13 protein-coding genes are annotated in these 14957 nt (G+C 72.2%); 7 read left to right on the forward strand and 6 right to left on the reverse strand.

Annotated features, from left to right (window positions below):
* Window positions 1–12 precede the first annotated feature (12 nt).
* Window positions 13–672 carry a hypothetical protein gene (locus tag ACFVXE_RS24570; protein ID WP_389674155.1) on the reverse strand — a complete coding sequence of 220 codons (660 nt, stop codon included), beginning with the start codon at window positions 670–672 and terminating at the stop codon, window positions 13–15.
* Window positions 673–883: 211 nt separating this feature from the next.
* Here ACFVXE_RS24570 and ACFVXE_RS24575 point away from each other — a divergent pair, with 211 nt between their 5' ends.
* Window positions 884–1432: a hypothetical protein gene (locus tag ACFVXE_RS24575; RefSeq protein ID WP_389674129.1), complete on the forward strand. Its 549-nt coding sequence runs from the start codon at window positions 884–886 to the stop codon at window positions 1430–1432.
* Between the two features lie 120 nt (window positions 1433–1552).
* Here ACFVXE_RS24575 and ACFVXE_RS24580 read toward each other — a convergent pair whose 3' ends face one another.
* The 4 genes from ACFVXE_RS24580 to ACFVXE_RS24595 form a co-directional block, all read right to left on the reverse strand.
* Window positions 1553–1732 (reverse strand): hypothetical protein, encoded by a 180-nt coding sequence (locus tag ACFVXE_RS24580; protein ID WP_389674131.1) that lies wholly within the window; start codon window positions 1730–1732, stop codon window positions 1553–1555.
* Between the two features lie 195 nt (window positions 1733–1927).
* The gene (locus ACFVXE_RS24585) at window positions 1928–4891 is read right to left on the reverse strand and encodes a BTAD domain-containing putative transcriptional regulator (RefSeq protein ID WP_389674133.1); all 2964 of its coding nucleotides are present in this window, start codon (window positions 4889–4891) and stop codon (window positions 1928–1930) included.
* Between the two features lie 460 nt (window positions 4892–5351).
* Entirely contained in the window at window positions 5352–6179 is an 828-nt protein-coding gene (locus ACFVXE_RS24590) for a MerR family transcriptional regulator (RefSeq protein ID WP_389674135.1), read from the reverse strand.
* 170 nt (window positions 6180–6349) lie between these two features.
* Window positions 6350–6553 carry a cold-shock protein gene (locus ACFVXE_RS24595; protein ID WP_037693088.1) on the reverse strand — a complete coding sequence of 68 codons (204 nt, stop codon included), beginning with the start codon at window positions 6551–6553 and terminating at the stop codon, window positions 6350–6352.
* 389 nt (window positions 6554–6942) lie between these two features.
* On the opposite strand from ACFVXE_RS24595, the gene ACFVXE_RS24600 reads away from it, so the two are divergent.
* From ACFVXE_RS24600 to ACFVXE_RS24620, 5 genes are all read left to right on the forward strand, one after another.
* Complete coding sequence (locus ACFVXE_RS24600) at window positions 6943–7821, forward strand: menaquinone biosynthetic enzyme MqnA/MqnD family protein (RefSeq protein ID WP_389674136.1); 879 nt, start codon at window positions 6943–6945, stop codon at window positions 7819–7821.
* A 379-nt stretch (window positions 7822–8200) separates the two neighbouring features.
* Window positions 8201–9928, forward strand: a complete 1728-nt coding sequence (locus ACFVXE_RS24605; RefSeq protein WP_389674138.1) for a serine/threonine-protein kinase — start codon at window positions 8201–8203, stop codon at window positions 9926–9928.
* A gap of 107 nt (window positions 9929–10035) precedes the next feature.
* Window positions 10036–11235, forward strand: a complete 1200-nt coding sequence (mqnC, locus tag ACFVXE_RS24610; protein WP_389674140.1) for a cyclic dehypoxanthinyl futalosine synthase — start codon at window positions 10036–10038, stop codon at window positions 11233–11235.
* A 7-nt stretch (window positions 11236–11242) separates the two neighbouring features.
* Window positions 11243–11896 carry a hypothetical protein gene (locus ACFVXE_RS24615; protein WP_389674142.1) on the forward strand — a complete coding sequence of 218 codons (654 nt, stop codon included), beginning with the start codon at window positions 11243–11245 and terminating at the stop codon, window positions 11894–11896.
* A gap of 92 nt (window positions 11897–11988) precedes the next feature.
* On the forward strand, window positions 11989–12681 hold the full coding sequence (locus ACFVXE_RS24620) for a demethylmenaquinone methyltransferase (RefSeq protein ID WP_389674143.1): 693 nt from the start codon (window positions 11989–11991) through the stop codon (window positions 12679–12681).
* Window positions 12682–12814: 133 nt separating this feature from the next.
* On the opposite strand, the gene ACFVXE_RS24625 is transcribed toward ACFVXE_RS24620, so the two are convergent.
* Window positions 12815–13339, reverse strand: coding sequence for a GNAT family N-acetyltransferase (locus tag ACFVXE_RS24625; RefSeq protein WP_389674157.1), 525 nt, complete (start codon window positions 13337–13339; stop codon window positions 12815–12817).
* A 97-nt stretch (window positions 13340–13436) separates the two neighbouring features.
* On the opposite strand from ACFVXE_RS24625, the gene ACFVXE_RS24630 reads away from it, so the two are divergent.
* Window positions 13437–14720 (forward strand): geranylgeranyl reductase family protein, encoded by a 1284-nt coding sequence (locus tag ACFVXE_RS24630; protein WP_389674145.1) that lies wholly within the window; start codon window positions 13437–13439, stop codon window positions 14718–14720.
* The last annotated feature ends 237 nt before the right edge of the window (window positions 14721–14957 follow it).

A 14957-nucleotide genomic window follows, 5' to 3' on the forward strand; every position in this document is an offset into this window, starting at 1 on the left:
CCGGTGCGCGGTTCAGGGCCGGGGAGGGTGGCGCGGGTCGCGGCCCTCCTCCTGCACCGGATACGGCGCCGTGTCCTGGTCCGCCCGCGCGGGCGGACCGGTGTACGGGTCCGGCCCGGTGTACGGGTCGGTCTCCGGCTCCGGCCACGGACTCGTCTGCACCGACGGCCCCGGCTCCTGCGTGGGGGGCCACGTGTCCGGATCCTCCGCCCCCGGCGCCGCGTACGGCCGGTTCCGGTCCGAGCGCCGCAGCCGCCCGCCCCGCCGTCCCGGCAGCAGCGCGGCCCCCAGCAGCATCAGGGCCCCGCCCCCCGCCGCGTACGCCACCCCCAGCTGCAGCCCGGACCCGTCCGCCGCCACCGCCACGCTTCCGGTCGCCTGCCCCAGCCGCACCGTCCACAGCACCGTGAAGCCGAGCGCGACCACGCCCGCGAGCGCGACCAGCAGCCGCGACCGCACCACCACACCCACCACCGTCACCACGGCCGCGAAGAGCAGCGGCAGCCACATCGACCCCCACAGCCCGGGGTGCGTGCCGCCGATGCCGTCGAAGAGGTCCGCAATGCGGTAATGCCGCCCGAGGCGGCCGTCGTACCAGCCACGGAAGGGGCTCAGCGCGGCGGCCGCCGCTCCGGCGAGAGCGACGACCGAGCCGAGGACGCTGCGGATCATCATCGGCCTCCTGGGCGTGCATCGGCCTGGTGGGGGCGTGCGGACCGGCGTCGCGCATCGGCACCGCTCTCGGCGTCGACGCTACGCCCGCCTCCTGCCCTCCGCCACCAGGGGCGGGCCGTGCGCACGGCCCCGTCCAACGCACCATGCGTTACGGTGTCGCGCGGTCGTTCGACAGCAACATGACAACAACGCAAGGGGGGCTGCATCGATGATGCGGCAGCATCTGAAACTCTCGGCCGTCCTGGTGGTGGTCGTGCTCGCGCTGACGGGCTTCTCCACATCGGCCCATGGCAGGAGCCGCGGCGGCAGGCACGGTTCGAGCGGCAGCAGCGGCGGGGGCTGCTCCAACTCGCACAAGAGCAACGGAAGTTACCACCACAGCAGCTATGACGACGATGATGACGACGACAGCTACGGAAGCGGCTCGTCCGGCAACTCCTCGTACGAGAGCCCGACTCCGGAGGCCACCACGTCCGAGGCGCCCCAGGTGGGCGTGGTCCGCTGCGCCCGGCCCCGCAAGGGCAAGCGGCGCGCCGTGACCTCCTCCACGGTCCGGCTCACGGCTGTCGCGTCCGGCACCCGCACGTACGACGTCGACGTCGATTTCCTCGACGCGGCCGGCAACACCATCGACACCGGCGAGGCGACGGTGGAGGTCGAGGGAGGCGCGAGCCGGACCCTCTCCGTGCGGATGGAGAACCCGGGCAAGGTGTCCCGGGTGAAGAAGTGCCGGGTCGAGGCCACGCTCAGCTACTGACGACGCAGCCGCGGGCGGGAGCGGGGGAGGAGACTGCGCCGGCGGGCGCGGACGTGCGGCGGCCGCGACGGCTCCCCCTCCGCGCCGCCGCGGCCGTTCCCCCGTACCCCGCCGAATGGCTTATCGCGGATCGGCACCCGTCATGTGACTGTCCAGGGGCTTGATCTCGGGTTCCTCGGTCATGTGGCTGTCCAGGGGCTTGACCACGGGCTCGCCGGTCATGTGGCTGTCCTCGGGCTTCGCATCGCCCGTGGTGCCGGACGTCGGTACGGGTATCTCGATCTTCTTGGCGTCGCTCATGTCGTGAACTCCGTTGCTTGGCGCATTGATAGGCGGCGAAGCCCGTCCGGCTGCTCCCCCGTGGGCTGCCGGACGGGCTGTTCGGAGCCGTTCACCTTAGTGCGCGGTTCCACCGTCGAATCGTCTGCCCCCCGACGCGACGCATCGACAGGTACGAGAGTGCCCGGCCCCGATAAACGAATGATGAACGCGCGGTCAGCGTCCGTTTGCCGCCGCCGGGCTGAGCAGCTTGCGGACGGTGTCGCCCTCGGGTGCCTTCAGCCGGTCGAAGACCGAGAGGGCCTCCTGCCAGCAGACGGTCGCCCGGTCCGGCTGCCCGATGCCGTGCAGGGCCTGGCCGAGCACGGTGAGCACATTCGCGCGGCGCCATTCCCCTCCTATGTGGAGCAGTACGGTCAGCGCCTGCTCGGCCAGGGTGGCGGCCCGGGCCGGGCGGTCCGCGGCGAGATGGACCTCGGCCAGGCGGAAGAGCGTCATCCCCTCCCACAGGCGCTGCCGGCTCTCCCGGAAGACGGACAGCGCCTCCGAGAGGCGCGCCTCGGCTTCGTCCTGCCGGTCCGCGCGAGCCAGCGCCAGCCCCAGGGCGTAGCGGCCGTTCGCCAGCCGCAGGGTGAGACCCATCCGGTTGTAGAGGGTGACGCCCCGGCCGGCCAGTTCGACCGCGCTCGCGGTCCGCCCGATGGCCAGGTGCACCCGGGACAGGTTGCACAGGGCGCTCGCCTCACCCGCCTGGTTGCCGTCGGCCCGGAACGCGGCGATGGTCTGCTGGAGCAGGACTTCCGCCTCGTCGAGCTGATTGCGGTAACCGGCGATGATGCCGAGCTCGTTCGGGGCGTTGCAGTGGGTCCACGTGTCGTCGGTCGAGGGGGCGAGCACCATCGCCTGCCGGGCTTCGGCCTCGGCCGGGTCGAAGCGGCCGGCCATGCTGTGCACCTGTGCCAGTGTGGTGCGTGCCCGGGCCTCGGCGCGTGAGTCCCCGAGGGACGCCGCGGCGTCCCTCGCCGTCGTCGCAGCCGATTCGAACTGCCGGGAGTTGGCGCCCGACTCCGCGAGGTCCTTGGCGGCGAGCAGCAGGTCCACCGCCCGCCGGACGGTTCCGGGGGCGACGTTCTGCTGGACGCACGCCAGAAGGGCGTTGGCCTCGGAGTAGAGCCAGTCCAGAGCCCGGCTGTGGTCGGTGAACGTCAGCCCGGGGTGTTCCGTCCGGGCCAGGTGGCTGATCGTGCGGTCCCCCGGCCGCTCCAGCGCGTACACCCCCGCCGCGGTGGCCAGATAGAAGTCCAGCAGCCGCGAAAGCGCGAACTCACGCTCTTCCGGCGGCTCTTCGTCCCGTTCCGCGCAGGCGCGCGCGTAGAGCCGTACGAGGTCGTGGTACCGGTACCTGCCCGGCGCCGCCGACTCCAGGAGCGACGTGTCGACCAGGGACTCCAGTACGTCCTCCGCCGCATGCATCTCCAGGTTCAGCAGCGCCGCGGCCGCCGCGAGGGAGATGTCCGGGCCGTCCGCCAGGCCCAGCAGACGGAACGCGCGGGCCTGCTGCGGTTCGAGCTGGCCGTAGCCCAGTTCGAACGTGGCCTTGACCGCCAGGTCGCCCGCCTGGAGCTCGTCCAGGCGGCGTCGCTCGTCCGCGAGTTTGGCCGCGAGGACCGAGACCGTCCAGGTGCGGCGGGCGGCCAGACGGGACGCGGCGATGCGGATGGCCAGCGGGAGGAAACCGCACGCGGCGACCACGTCCAGGGCCGCCTTGCGCTCCGATCCGACCCGTTCGTCGCCGACGATCCGGGTGAAGAGCTGGAGCGCCTCCTCCGGGGACATCACATCCAGGTCCACCAGGTGGGCCCCGGCCAGGTCGACCATCCGGACGCGGCTGGTCACCAGGGCCGCACAGCCTGCCGTGCCGGGGAGCAACGGGCGGATCTGGGCCGCGTCGTGGGCGTTGTCCAGGAGGACCAGGATGCGGCGGCCGTCGAGCGTGGAGCGGTACAGCGCCGCCCGTTCGTCCAGGGTGTCGGGGATCGCCGAGTCCGCGGTGCCCAGCGCCCGCAGGAACGCGCCGAGCACCGTCTCGGGCTCCGCCGCGCGGGCCCCCGCGCCCTGCAGGTCGACGTAGAGCTGGCCGTCCGGGAAGTGCGGGCGCGCCTGGTGGGCGACGTGCACCGCGAGGGTCGTCTTGCCGACGCCGCCGATGCCCGCCAGCGCGGAGACGGCCATGACCGAACCCTCCGCCGTCGCCAGCCGGTTGCCCAGTTCGCGTACGAAGGAGGCGCGGCCGGTGAAGTCGGGAACGGTCGCAGGGAGCTGGGCCGGCCGGACCGCCGCGGGCGCGGCGGACGGTTCGTCCGCGGTGTGGGCCAGTTCCTCGTCGGCCCGCAGGATCCGCTGCTGGAGCTGCGAGAGCTCCGGGCGCGGGTCCACACCGAGTTCGTCGGCGAGCAGCCGGCGCGTGTCGGCGTACACGGCGAGCGCCTCCGCCTGGCGGCCGCTGCGGTACAGGGCCACCATCAGCAGTTCGCGCAGCCGCTCGCGCAGCGGGTGCGCCGCGGTGAGCGCGGTGAGTTCGGAGACCACCTCCGCGTGGCAGCCGGCCTCCAGATCCAGGTCGAGCCGTGTCTCGGTGAGCTGGAGGCGCCACTCCTCCAGCCGGGTGCGCTGGTTCTCGGCGTACGGCCCCGGCACGGCGGCGAGCGGTTCGCCGTCCCACAGTGCCAGTGCGTCGTTGATCAGGGCGCGGGCCCGGGACCGGTCGGCGCCCGCCCGCGCCTTCTCGGCCTCGGCGGCCAGTTCCTGCGCGGCGGTGAGGTCGAGAGCGTCGGCCCGGGGCCGTAGCGCGTATCCGCCCGCGTTGCTGATCAGCGTCGCCGGGTCGAGGATCTTGCGCAGCCGGGACGCGTACGTGCGTACGGCGGCGAGCGCCTGGGACGGCGGCTCCTCGCCCCAGATGGCGTCGATGAGTTCGGCGGCGGTGGCCGTGCGTCCGTCGCGCAGCAGCAGCGCGGCCAGCAGCGCGCGCTGCTGCGGCGAGCCGGAGGGCAGCGGTTCGCCGTCGCGCCAGACACGTACGGGGCCGAGCACGGCGAAACACAGTCCGGTCCCGGCCGTCGGCTGCTGCGGAGCCCGCTGCTCCGGAACGCGCACACGTGGCCCGTGGTCACGGTCCATTGATGCCCCCTGTCCTGCTCGCCCCGCCCGTCATGCCGGTCGCGCCGGTCCCGCTGGTGCTGCCGATCCTGATGATTCGCCGGTGGTCCCGCCCGGAATGGACGTCGTTGCGCCGATGTGGTCCGAGTGTGTCCGGATGACGGGCTACCGCTGGTATCGCGGTCAACAGTCTGCCTTGTCGGGGGCGGACGCGTCAGCAGCGGGTGACGCTCTGCACAAGCCCTCGACAACGTTTCGAAGTCGGGTTCGCCGCACCACGGGTGAGGGCGCGTCAGCTCGCCGCGCGGCGGTGCGAGGGGGACGTCCCGGGGACCGTCGCGGGGGCACGCCGGCGCGCACGCGAAGCGGCGCCCTGCCCGGGTGCTCCGTACGCGGATGTGCGGGGACGCGGACCGCCCGGTCCCACGTCCCCGCACCCTTGCCGTTCCCCGTACCGCTGTCGTGGTCCGTCCCGGAGCGGTCAGACCCTGGCGACCGGCTCCTGGAGCTCCGTCACCCAGTCCGCCCGGTCCTCGGGGCACTCCAGGTTGATCTCCCTGGTGTAACCGAGCGACCGGTACCCGTGGGTGTCCAGCCAGCGGGCCAGCGTCTGCTCGGTGGCGAGGACCCCGTCCATCGAACCGCGGTGGACGATGGTCGCCGCCTCGAACGCGGGCAGCTCCACCACCGTGACACCGGTGTCACCGACCGGTCCGGCCGGTGCGGAGACCGTGACCCCGGCGTGCACGACGATGGTGCCAGCGCCGTCCGGTGCGTCCTCGTACCGCGCGACGCCGGGCCCGGTGGGCCTGACGCCGGCCGCTTCCAGCAGCGGGAACAACCGGTCGTACAGCGGTCCGATCACCGGAGTGATGTCCTGCGGCCGGTAGCTCGCCGCCGTCCCGGTCAGCTCCGCCACGCGTACGGCCGGAACGTTCTTGATCACAACCTCGTCGGTGGGCATGCGCCCCTCGCTCTCGATCGACCGGAGCCTCGCCTCGACCTGTGCCAGCCGTGCCGCCGCTTCCGCCATGGCGGCCGCCAGCTCCGCATGGCGCAGGCGCAGCATTCCGCGCAGCTCCTCGGAGCCGACCTGCTCGTCGAGGACTGCCCGCACCTGCTGGAGCGTGAAGCCGAGATCCTTCAGAGCGATGATGCGGTTGAGACGGGCGAGCTGGGCGGCGCCGTAGAAGCGGTAGCCGGTGGCGGGGTCGGTGCGGTCGGGAGTCAGCAGGCCGACGGCGTCGTAGTGGCGCAGCATCCGGGCCGACACGCGTCCGTACCTGGCGAAGTCTCCGATGGTGAACATGGCGTCTCCCAGTGCACGGCTTCACACGGTGTCAAGGTCAAGCACCTCGGTGAGGCGGAGGGGAAGGGATCGGCCAGGAGGGAAAGGCAGGAGCCCCGCTCCTCCGCCGAGGCGGAGGAGCGGGGCTCCTTGGGTACTGCATGCCGGCCGCGATCGGCCGACCCGGGCAACTAGGCCGGGCTGACGTTCTCAGCCTGCGGGCCCTTCGGCCCCTGAGTGACGTCGAAGTTCACGACCTGGTTCTCCTCGAGGGAGCGGAACCCGGACGCGTTGATCGCGGAGTAGTGGACGAAGACATCCGGGCCGCCGCCGTCCTGGGCGATGAAGCCGAAGCCCTTTTCAGCGTTGAACCACTTGACGGTTCCGGTAGCCATAAGCCCTCCTTGGGCCAAAGGGTTGCCCTGCTCCAGAACCTGCAAAGAAGTCTGAAAACTACAAAAGCCTGCGGGTTACATGCTCCGCAGGCTCTGTACTGCAAGGGAAACCAAACTGCAACTTGGCGCCGAGCCTAGCATGCAGTGTGCGCGGAAGGGTAGAGGGAAAGATCACTTCACTCGGATGTTTGATTGCCGCGCCGAGGAGCCTGCCGGGACGGGGGTCCGAGGGTGTCCCGGAGGTGTCGTCCGGGTGGTGCGGAGGCGTCCGCGGAACCGGCTCTGGGGCGTGTCGGGCGGACTTTCGGGGGTGGGGCGGGACGCGCTCCGGGGGGCGGGCCCCGAGCCCCGGTGGCAGGCGGATCCCCGTACAGGTCTAGCCTCGCGATGTGGACAATTCAACCGTCTCTCCCGCAGCAGGCGACGACCGTCGCAGCAGGCCGCGCGTCGGCCACATCCAGTTCCTGAACTGCCTCCCTCTCTACTGGGGCCTGGCACGGACCGGGACCCTGCTCGACCTGGAGCTGTCGAAGGACACCCCGGAGAAGCTCAGCGAGCAGCTGGTACGCGGTGACCTCGACATCGGGCCCATCACTCTCGTCGAGTACCTGCGCAACGCCGATCAGCTCGTCGCCTTCCCCGACATCGCGGTCGGCTGCGACGGGCCCGTCATGTCGTGCGTGATCGTCTCGCAGCTGCCGCTGGAGCAGCTCGACGGCGCACGGGTGGCGCTCGGTTCGACCTCGCGCACCTCCGTACGCCTCGCCCAGCTACTGCTCGCCGAGCGGTACGAGGTGACCCCGGACTACTTCACCTGCCCGCCCGACCTCGGCGTGATGATGCAGGAGGCGGACGCCGCCGTACTGATCGGCGACGCCGCACTGCGCGCCTCGCTGCACGACGCGCCGCGGCTCGGTCTGCAGGTCCATGACCTGGGGCAGATGTGGAAGGAGTGGACGGGGCTGCCGTTCGTCTTCGCCGTCTGGGCGGCCCGCAAGGACTACCTGGCCGAGCACCCGGCCATGGTGGAGGAGGTGCACCGGGCGTTCCTCGCCTCGCGCGACCTGTCCCTCGAAGAGGTCGCCAAGGTCGCGGAGACGGCGGCGCGCTGGGAGGTCTTCGACGCGGAGCTGCTGGAGCGGTACTTCACGACGCTGGACTTCCGTTTCGGTCCCGCCCAGCTGTCGGGCGTGCGCGAGTTCGCCCGCCGGACCGGGGCCACGACCGGCTTCCCGGCGGACGTGGACGTCGAGCTGCTCGACCACTGATCCACGGCCGGTCCGGCGCCGGGCGGTGTGCGCGGGGAAAGGCCGAAGATATAGGTGAATCCTGAACCTTTTTCGGGCTTCTCCGCGCCCCCGCCGTTGTTTATCGCGTCATCCCGCGGATTCCTTTCCGGCGAATGCCGCGAATGCCGCGGCCGGACGCCCCGCACGCCGTATCCCGAATAGGGGATGGCGTCCGGGGCGGGTCCCGGTCGACTCCCGGATTCGTTCCGGGGAACGACGCATTCACGCCTTTCACGGTGTCGAAAACCGCGGTTCGTTCCGATAGGGGCGAAATCGGTGGATGGTTTCTCTGTGAGCGCACGACCTCCGCCCCCTAGGCTTCGGATCGAGGTCCGGCCGGTCCACAGGGGGAGTCCGCATGCAGCCGCTGGAAGCCGGCGAACCGCTCACCATCGGCGCCTACCGGCTGCTCGGCCGGCTCGGTGCGGGCGGCATGGGCCGGGTCTATCTGGGACGCAGCGCCGGAGGGCGCACCGTCGCGGTCAAGGTCGTCCATCCGCACTTCGCACTCGACGAGCAGTTCCGCGCCCGGTTCCGGCGCGAGGTGGACGCGGCCCGGCGGATCGGGGCGCAGTGGACGGCGCCCGTGCTGGACGCCGATCCGGACGCACCCGTGCCGTGGGTGGCCACCGGCTACGTCGCCGGGCCGCCGCTGTCGGCCGCGGTCACCGAGCACGGTCCGCTGCCCGAACAGTCGGTACGGACCCTGGGTGCCGGGCTCGCGGAGGCGCTGGCCGCCGTGCACGGCCAGGGACTCATCCACCGTGACGTGAAGCCGTCCAACGTCCTGCTCGCCCTCGACGGCCCCCGGCTGATCGACTTCGGCATCGCCCGCGCCATCGACGCCACCGCCTCGCTCACCTCCACCGGGGTCTCGGTCGGCTCGCCCGGCTACATGGCACCCGAGCAGATCCGGGGCCTGGACATCTCGGGCGAGGCCGATGTCTTCTCGCTCGGCGCGGTACTCGCGTACGCGGCGACGGGCGCCGCCCCCTTCCTCGGCGACTCCTCCGCGGTGCTCCTCTACAAGGTGGTGCACGAGGAACCGGAACTCGGCGACATCGAGGGCGAGCTGCGGGAGGTGATCGCCGGCTGCCTGGCGAAGGACCCGGGCCTGCGGCCCACCCCGACGGAACTCGCCCGGCGGCTGGCGCCGGACGGAGCGGCCGCGCTGGTGGCGGCGGGCTGGCTGCCCGGACCACTGGTGCGCGAGGTCAGCCGCTCGGCGGTGGCGCTGCTGGACCTGGAGCCGCAGGAGGCGCCGGTGCAGTCGGGCCCGGTGCCGTTCAGCAACCCCTCGCTCGACGCCGGCGGCCCCGCGGGCGACGGCGCCGCGCTCGGCGTGTTCGGGCCGCCCGTCGAACCGGCCCCGGCGGCGCGGACGTTCTGGCAGTCCGGGGCGGAGGGAAGCAGCCCCGGACTGCCCGGCCCCCGGACCTCCGACCCGCGGGTCTCCGTCACCGTCAGCGCGGACTCGGGACCGGCCGGCCCGAACCGCGGCCGCAGTCTCAGCTGCACCGTCGCCCTCGCCGTGGCGGGCGCGCTCGCCGCCGTGACCGTCGGCGGCGCCTTCCTCCTCGACCTGCTGCCGGGCACCGGCGGCGGCGACACGGACCACGGCAGCGTCGCCCAGCCCGCGCCCGGCACGTCGTCCACCGGGCCCTCCGCCCCGGCGGACGGCCAGGTGCCCGGCGGCACCGACCGGGTGACCGCGCTGCCCCGGACGTTCGTCGGCACCTGGAAGGGGCCGCTGACGGAGAAGACCACCGGGGCGCCGCACGGCACCCTCACCGCGGTGTTCACCGAAGGGAAGAAGGGCACGGACGTGGTCCGCATGAACACGACCGTCTCCACCCTCGGAGTGACCGTCAGCTGCAACAGCATCGCGCGGCTCTCCTCCGGCACCGCCGAGGAACTGACGCTCCGGGAGCGCGCCGACCCGGACCGCCCCGGCACCGCCGGGCTGTGCACCGACACCACCACCGATGTCGTCTTCACCCTCGCCGACGACGGCACGCTCCGCTTCCGGTCCGAGGAGCGGGGCGCGGGACTTCCGTACGGCACGCTCAGCCGGTCCGGCGGCTGACGGGCCCTCCGCGGCAGGGAGTGGGGGAGGCCGTGACCCCGGAAGGGGCTGGCGTAGGCTGAACCGTCCGTAGATCCGTTGAAAAACCGCCGAAAGGTGACAGCCCGGTGACCGAGAAGGCCGACCTCCAGCCCATCCTCGACCGAGCCGCCGAAGGCGGCCGGATCACTCCGGAGGAGGCCCTCGACCTCTACCGGTCGGCGCCGCTGCACGCGCTGGGCGCGGCGGCCGACGCCGTGCGCCGCCGCCGGTACGCCGGTACGGAGCACATCGCGACGTACATCATCGAGCGCAACATCAACTACACCAACGTGTGCGTCACGGCCTGCAAGTTCTGCGCTTTCTACGCCGCGCCGAAGGACACCGCCAAGGGCTGGTCCCGCGACCTCGACGACATCCTGCGCCGCTGCGCGGAGACCGTCGAACTCGGCGGCACGCAGATCATGTTCCAGGGCGGCCACCACCCGGACTACGGCGTCGAGTACTACGAGGAACACTTCGCCGCGATCAAGAAGGCGTTCCCGCAGCTGGTGATCCACTCGCTGGGCGCCTCCGAGATCGAGCACATGGCCCGGATCTCCAAGGTCTCCGTCGAGGAGGCCATCCAGCGGATCCACGCCGCCGGCCTCGACTCCTTCGCGGGCGCCGGCGCCGAGCTGCTGCCGGCCCGGCCGCGCAAGGCGATCGCCCCGCTCAAGGAGTCCGGCGAGCGCTGGCTGGAGATCATGGAGACGGCGCACCGGCTCGGTGTCGAATCCACCTCCACCATGCTGATGGGAACCGGCGAGACCAACGCCGAGCGCATCGAGCACCTGCGGATGATCCGCGACCTGCAGGACCGGACGGGTGGTTTCCGGGCGTTCATCCCGTACACGTACCAGCCGGAGAACAACCACCTGAAGGGCCGGACGCAGGCCACCCTCTTCGAGTACCTGCGGATGATCGCCATCGCCCGGCTCTTCCTGGACAACGTGGCGCACATCCAGGGCTCCTGGCTGACCACCGGCAAGGAGGTCGGCCAGCTGTCGCTGCACTACGGCGCGGACGACCTCGGCTCGATCATGCTGGAGGAGAACGTCGTCTCCTCGGCCGGCGCCAAGCACCGCTCCAACCGGCTGGAGATCATCGACCTGATCCGCAAGGCGGGCCGGGTACCGGCGCAGCGCGCCACGACGTACGAGCACATCGTCGTCCACGACGACCCGGCGAACGACCCGGTCGACGAGCGCGTCGCCTCGCACATCTCGTCCACCGCGATCGAGGGCGGCACCGCGCACCCGGAGCTGAAGCTCCTCAACGCCAACTGAGGCCGGTTTGCTGACCGTTCACGCCGCGCCGCTGGTTCTTCCGGTCGGCGCGGCGGCCGTCAGGCACGGCGCGGTCGCCGTGGACGGCGACCGCATCGTCGCCCTCGGGCCGTACGAGGAGATCGTGGCCGCCCATCCGGCGGCCCGCGTCCGCCAGTGGCCGGGGGTCCTCACCCCCGGTCTCCGGCAGTGGCACGCCGTCCGGCTGCTGACCCGCTGCTACCACCCCGACCCGCGCGAGGCGGACGAACTCGGCGGACAGCCGCTGTGGGGCGAGGCGTTCGCCCGGCTGGCGCCGGAGCTGGACACGGCGCGGCGGGCGGGCAGCGTACGGCGCGGGCTGCAGCGGATGCTGCGGCACGGCACCACGCACCTCGCCGGCCGGTTCCACGACCCGGCCGTACGCACCGCCGTGGACCGTGCGGGGCTGACCGAGGTCCCGGCCCTCGGCGCCCCCGGTGTCCTGACCGGCGAACCGAGCCTGGACCCGTTCGTGGAGGGCCACGACCTGCCCGGCACGGTGCACGGCCCGCTCGTGGTCGGCGGGCGCGCCGACCTCGCCGTCTTCGACGTACCCGACGAGCGGACGCTGTGCGCGGCGGGGGCGGCGGCGTGCGTGGCCACGGTGCTGGGCGGGCGGCTGGTGTACCGGCGGCGGTAGCCGCGGAGCGGACGGGCCCCGCGGCGCCCACCAACCCCTCGTTGCGCACGACCGGCGCGAGGTGAGATGGGCCGGGCTGCTTGAATGGGTGGGTGACCCGAGCATCCCTGGACAAGCAGCCGCACGAAGTCGCCTCGATGTTCGACGACGTGGCGGCGAACTACGACCTCACCAACGACGTGCTGTCGCTCGGCCAGGACCGGCTGTGGCGCAGGGAGGTCGCCAGGGCGGTGGACGCCCGCCCGGCGGAGAAGGTCCTCGACCTCGCCGCGGGGACGGCGACGTCCTCGCTGCCGTTCGCCGCGACCGGCGCCTACGTCGTGCCGTGCGACTTCTCCGTCGGCATGCTGCGCGTCGGCAAGCAGCGCCACCCCTGGCTGCCCTTCACCGCGGGCGACGCCACGAAGCTGCCGTTCCGCGACGAGACGTTCGACGCGGTGACGATCTCCTTCGGACTGCGCAACGTGCAGGGCACGGAAGCGGCGCTGCGCGAGCTGCACCGGGTGACCAAGCCGGGCGGCCGTGTGGTGATCTGCGAGTTCTCGCAGCCGACCTGGGCGCCGTTCCGCACGGTCTACACCGAGTACCTGATGCGCGCGCTGCCGCCGGTCGCCCGCGCGGTGTCGTCCAACCCCGACGCGTACGTCTACCTCGCCGAGTCCATCCGCGCCTGGCCCGACCAGGCGGGGCTCGCCGAGCTGCTGCAGAAGGCTGGCTGGTCGAAGGTGGCATGGCGCAATCTGACCGGCGGAGTGGTGGCGCTGCACCGGGGCGTACGGCCCTGACTCCGACGCGGTCTCCGGCGGCCGGGCCGGGCTCGCGGCCGGTGCCGTCCGCAAGCCCCGTACAGCTCGTGACGGAACGCCCTCCGTCCGCCGTCCCGGCCCTCGGACCGCGCCGGCCGGCCGCCCGTCCGGTTCAGGCGTCCAGTCCGAGCCGGAAGCACCGCACTTCCTGCCCCGCCCGGGGCGTCGTGAAGCTCTCCGCCCCGTCCATCCCCAGCCGCCGGGCGACGGCGATCGAGCGTGCGTTGCGCGGGTCGATCGTCGCGACCACCCGCCCGACTCCGGCCGCGCGCACCCGGTCCACCGTGAGGCGCGCGGCGGCGGTGGCGTAACCACGGCCCCAGGCCGCGCGGCCGAGCCGCCAGCCGATCTCGATCTCGCCCACCGGGCCGTACTCGGTCCGCGGCCACGGCTGCGCGCCCGTGAAGCCCAGGACCTCGCCGTCCTCGTCGAGCACCGTCCACAGACAGAAGCCCAGTTCCGCATCGTGTCTGCGCTGCCGGGCGGTCAACTCCTCGTACAGCGACAGCTCCGCCGGCCGGCCGCCGAGGAACTCCATGACCTCCGGGTCGTCGAAGACCCGGTGCCAGGCGAGGGCGTCCTCGTCGGTCGGGACACGCAGCTGTACGCGGGGGCCGGCAGAAGGCATGGTGGACATCGGGGAGCCCTTCGGGAGGTTGATCAGCAGGCCCCCATAGACTGCACGGGACATGTGCCGCGCGGCACGCGATTTCGAGTCTTCAGGAGATCCGACCGTGACCGAGCCCCTCTCCGAACACAGCGCGGATGTGATCGTCGTCGGGGCGGGCCCAGCCGGCTCCACGACCGCGTACTACCTCGCCAAGGCGGGACTGGACGTCCTCCTCCTGGAGAAGACCGCCTTCCCGCGCGAGAAGGTCTGCGGCGACGGCCTCACCCCGCGCGCCACCAAGCAGCTCGTCTCCATGGGCATCGACATCTCCGAAGAAGCCGGCTGGCTGCGCAACAAGGGCCTGCGCATCATCGGCGGCGGCGTCCGGCTCCAGTTGGACTGGCCGGACCTCGCCTCGTACCCGGACTACGGACTGGTCCGCAAGCGCGACGACTTCGACGAGCAACTGGCCCGCCAGGCACAGAAGTCGGGTGCCCGGCTGTACGAGCGCTGCAACGTCGGCGCCCCGATCGTCGACGAGCGGACCGGCCACATCACCGGGGTGCACGCGAAGCTCGGCGAGGAGAAGACCCCGGTCACCTTCCACGCCCCGCTCGTCGTCGCCGCCGACGGCAACTCCACCCGGCTGTCGCTCGCGATGGGTCTGCACCGCCGCGAGGACCGCCCGATGGGCGTCGCGGTCCGTACGTACTTCACCTCCCCGCGCCACGACGACGACTACCTGGAGTCGTGGCTGGAGCTGTGGGACCGGCGCGGCCCCCAGGAGAAGCTGCTGCCGGGCTACGGCTGGATCTTCGGCATGGGCGACGGCACGTCCAACGTCGGCCTCGGCATCCTCAACTCGTCGGCCGCCTTCCGGGAGCTGGACTGGCGCGAGGTCCTCAAGGCCTGGTGCGCCTCCATGCCGGAGGACTGGGGCTACACCCCGGAGAACATGACGATGCCGATCCGCGGCGCCGCGCTCCCGATGGCGTTCAACCGCCAGCCGCACTACACCAAGGGGCTGCTGCTCGTCGGTGACGCGGGTGGCATGGTCAACCCGTTCAACGGCGAAGGCATCGCGTACGCCATGGAGTCGGGCCAGCTCGCCGCGGACGTCATCGTCCAGGCGCACGCCCGGGCGACCCCGGCCCAGCGCGAGCTGGCCCTGCACAACTACCCGAAGATCCTGAAGGAGACGTACGGCGGCTACTACACGATGGGCCGCGCCTTCGTGAAGCTGATCGGCAACCCGAAGGTCATGAAGATCGCCACCCAGCGCGGTCTGACGCACCCGCTGCTGATGAAGTTCACGCTGAAGATGCTCGCCAACCTCACCGACCCGACGGGTGGCGACGCGATGGACCGGATCATCAACGGTCTGGCGAAGGTCGCTCCGAGTTCGTGACGGTTCCCCCCTGATCCGCTGCGGTCGGGGGCCCCGGCAGCCATCCGCCCCCGGCGCACGGACCGTGCGCCGGGGGCGGAGCCGTAGCGGCCGGACGACGACGCCGTCCGGGCCGGCCACGGCGCGCACACGCACGTCGAAGGGGCGGCCCTGCCCGGCCCGGAGCGGCCGCCCGGCGACGTGATCAAACGCGCCGGGGTACATGTGACGTCTAAAAAAAAATACCCGCCCACGAGT

The organism is Streptomyces sp. NPDC058231 (genome assembly GCF_042882275.1).
Lineage (GTDB): Bacteria > Actinomycetota > Actinomycetes > Streptomycetales > Streptomycetaceae > Streptomyces.

Excerpts from the sequence above, each read along its gene's own strand:
- ACFVXE_RS24570 (WP_389674155.1), bottom strand. The coding sequence starts at position 672 with ATGATCCGCAGCGTCCTCGGCTCGGTCGTCGCTCTCGCCGGAGCGGCG.
- ACFVXE_RS24575 (WP_389674129.1), top strand. The coding sequence starts at position 884 with ATGATGCGGCAGCATCTGAAACTCTCGGCCGTCCTGGTGGTGGTCGTG.
- ACFVXE_RS24580 (WP_389674131.1), bottom strand. The coding sequence starts at position 1,732 with ATGAGCGACGCCAAGAAGATCGAGATACCCGTACCGACGTCCGGCACC.
- ACFVXE_RS24585 (WP_389674133.1), bottom strand. The coding sequence starts at position 4,891 with ATGGACCGTGACCACGGGCCACGTGTGCGCGTTCCGGAGCAGCGGGCT.
- ACFVXE_RS24590 (WP_389674135.1), bottom strand. The coding sequence starts at position 6,179 with ATGTTCACCATCGGAGACTTCGCCAGGTACGGACGCGTGTCGGCCCGG.
- ACFVXE_RS24595 (WP_037693088.1), bottom strand. The coding sequence starts at position 6,553 with ATGGCTACCGGAACCGTCAAGTGGTTCAACGCTGAAAAGGGCTTCGGC.
- ACFVXE_RS24605 (WP_389674138.1), top strand. The coding sequence starts at position 8,201 with ATGCAGCCGCTGGAAGCCGGCGAACCGCTCACCATCGGCGCCTACCGG.
- ACFVXE_RS24625 (WP_389674157.1), bottom strand. The coding sequence starts at position 13,339 with ATGTCCACCATGCCTTCTGCCGGCCCCCGCGTACAGCTGCGTGTCCCG.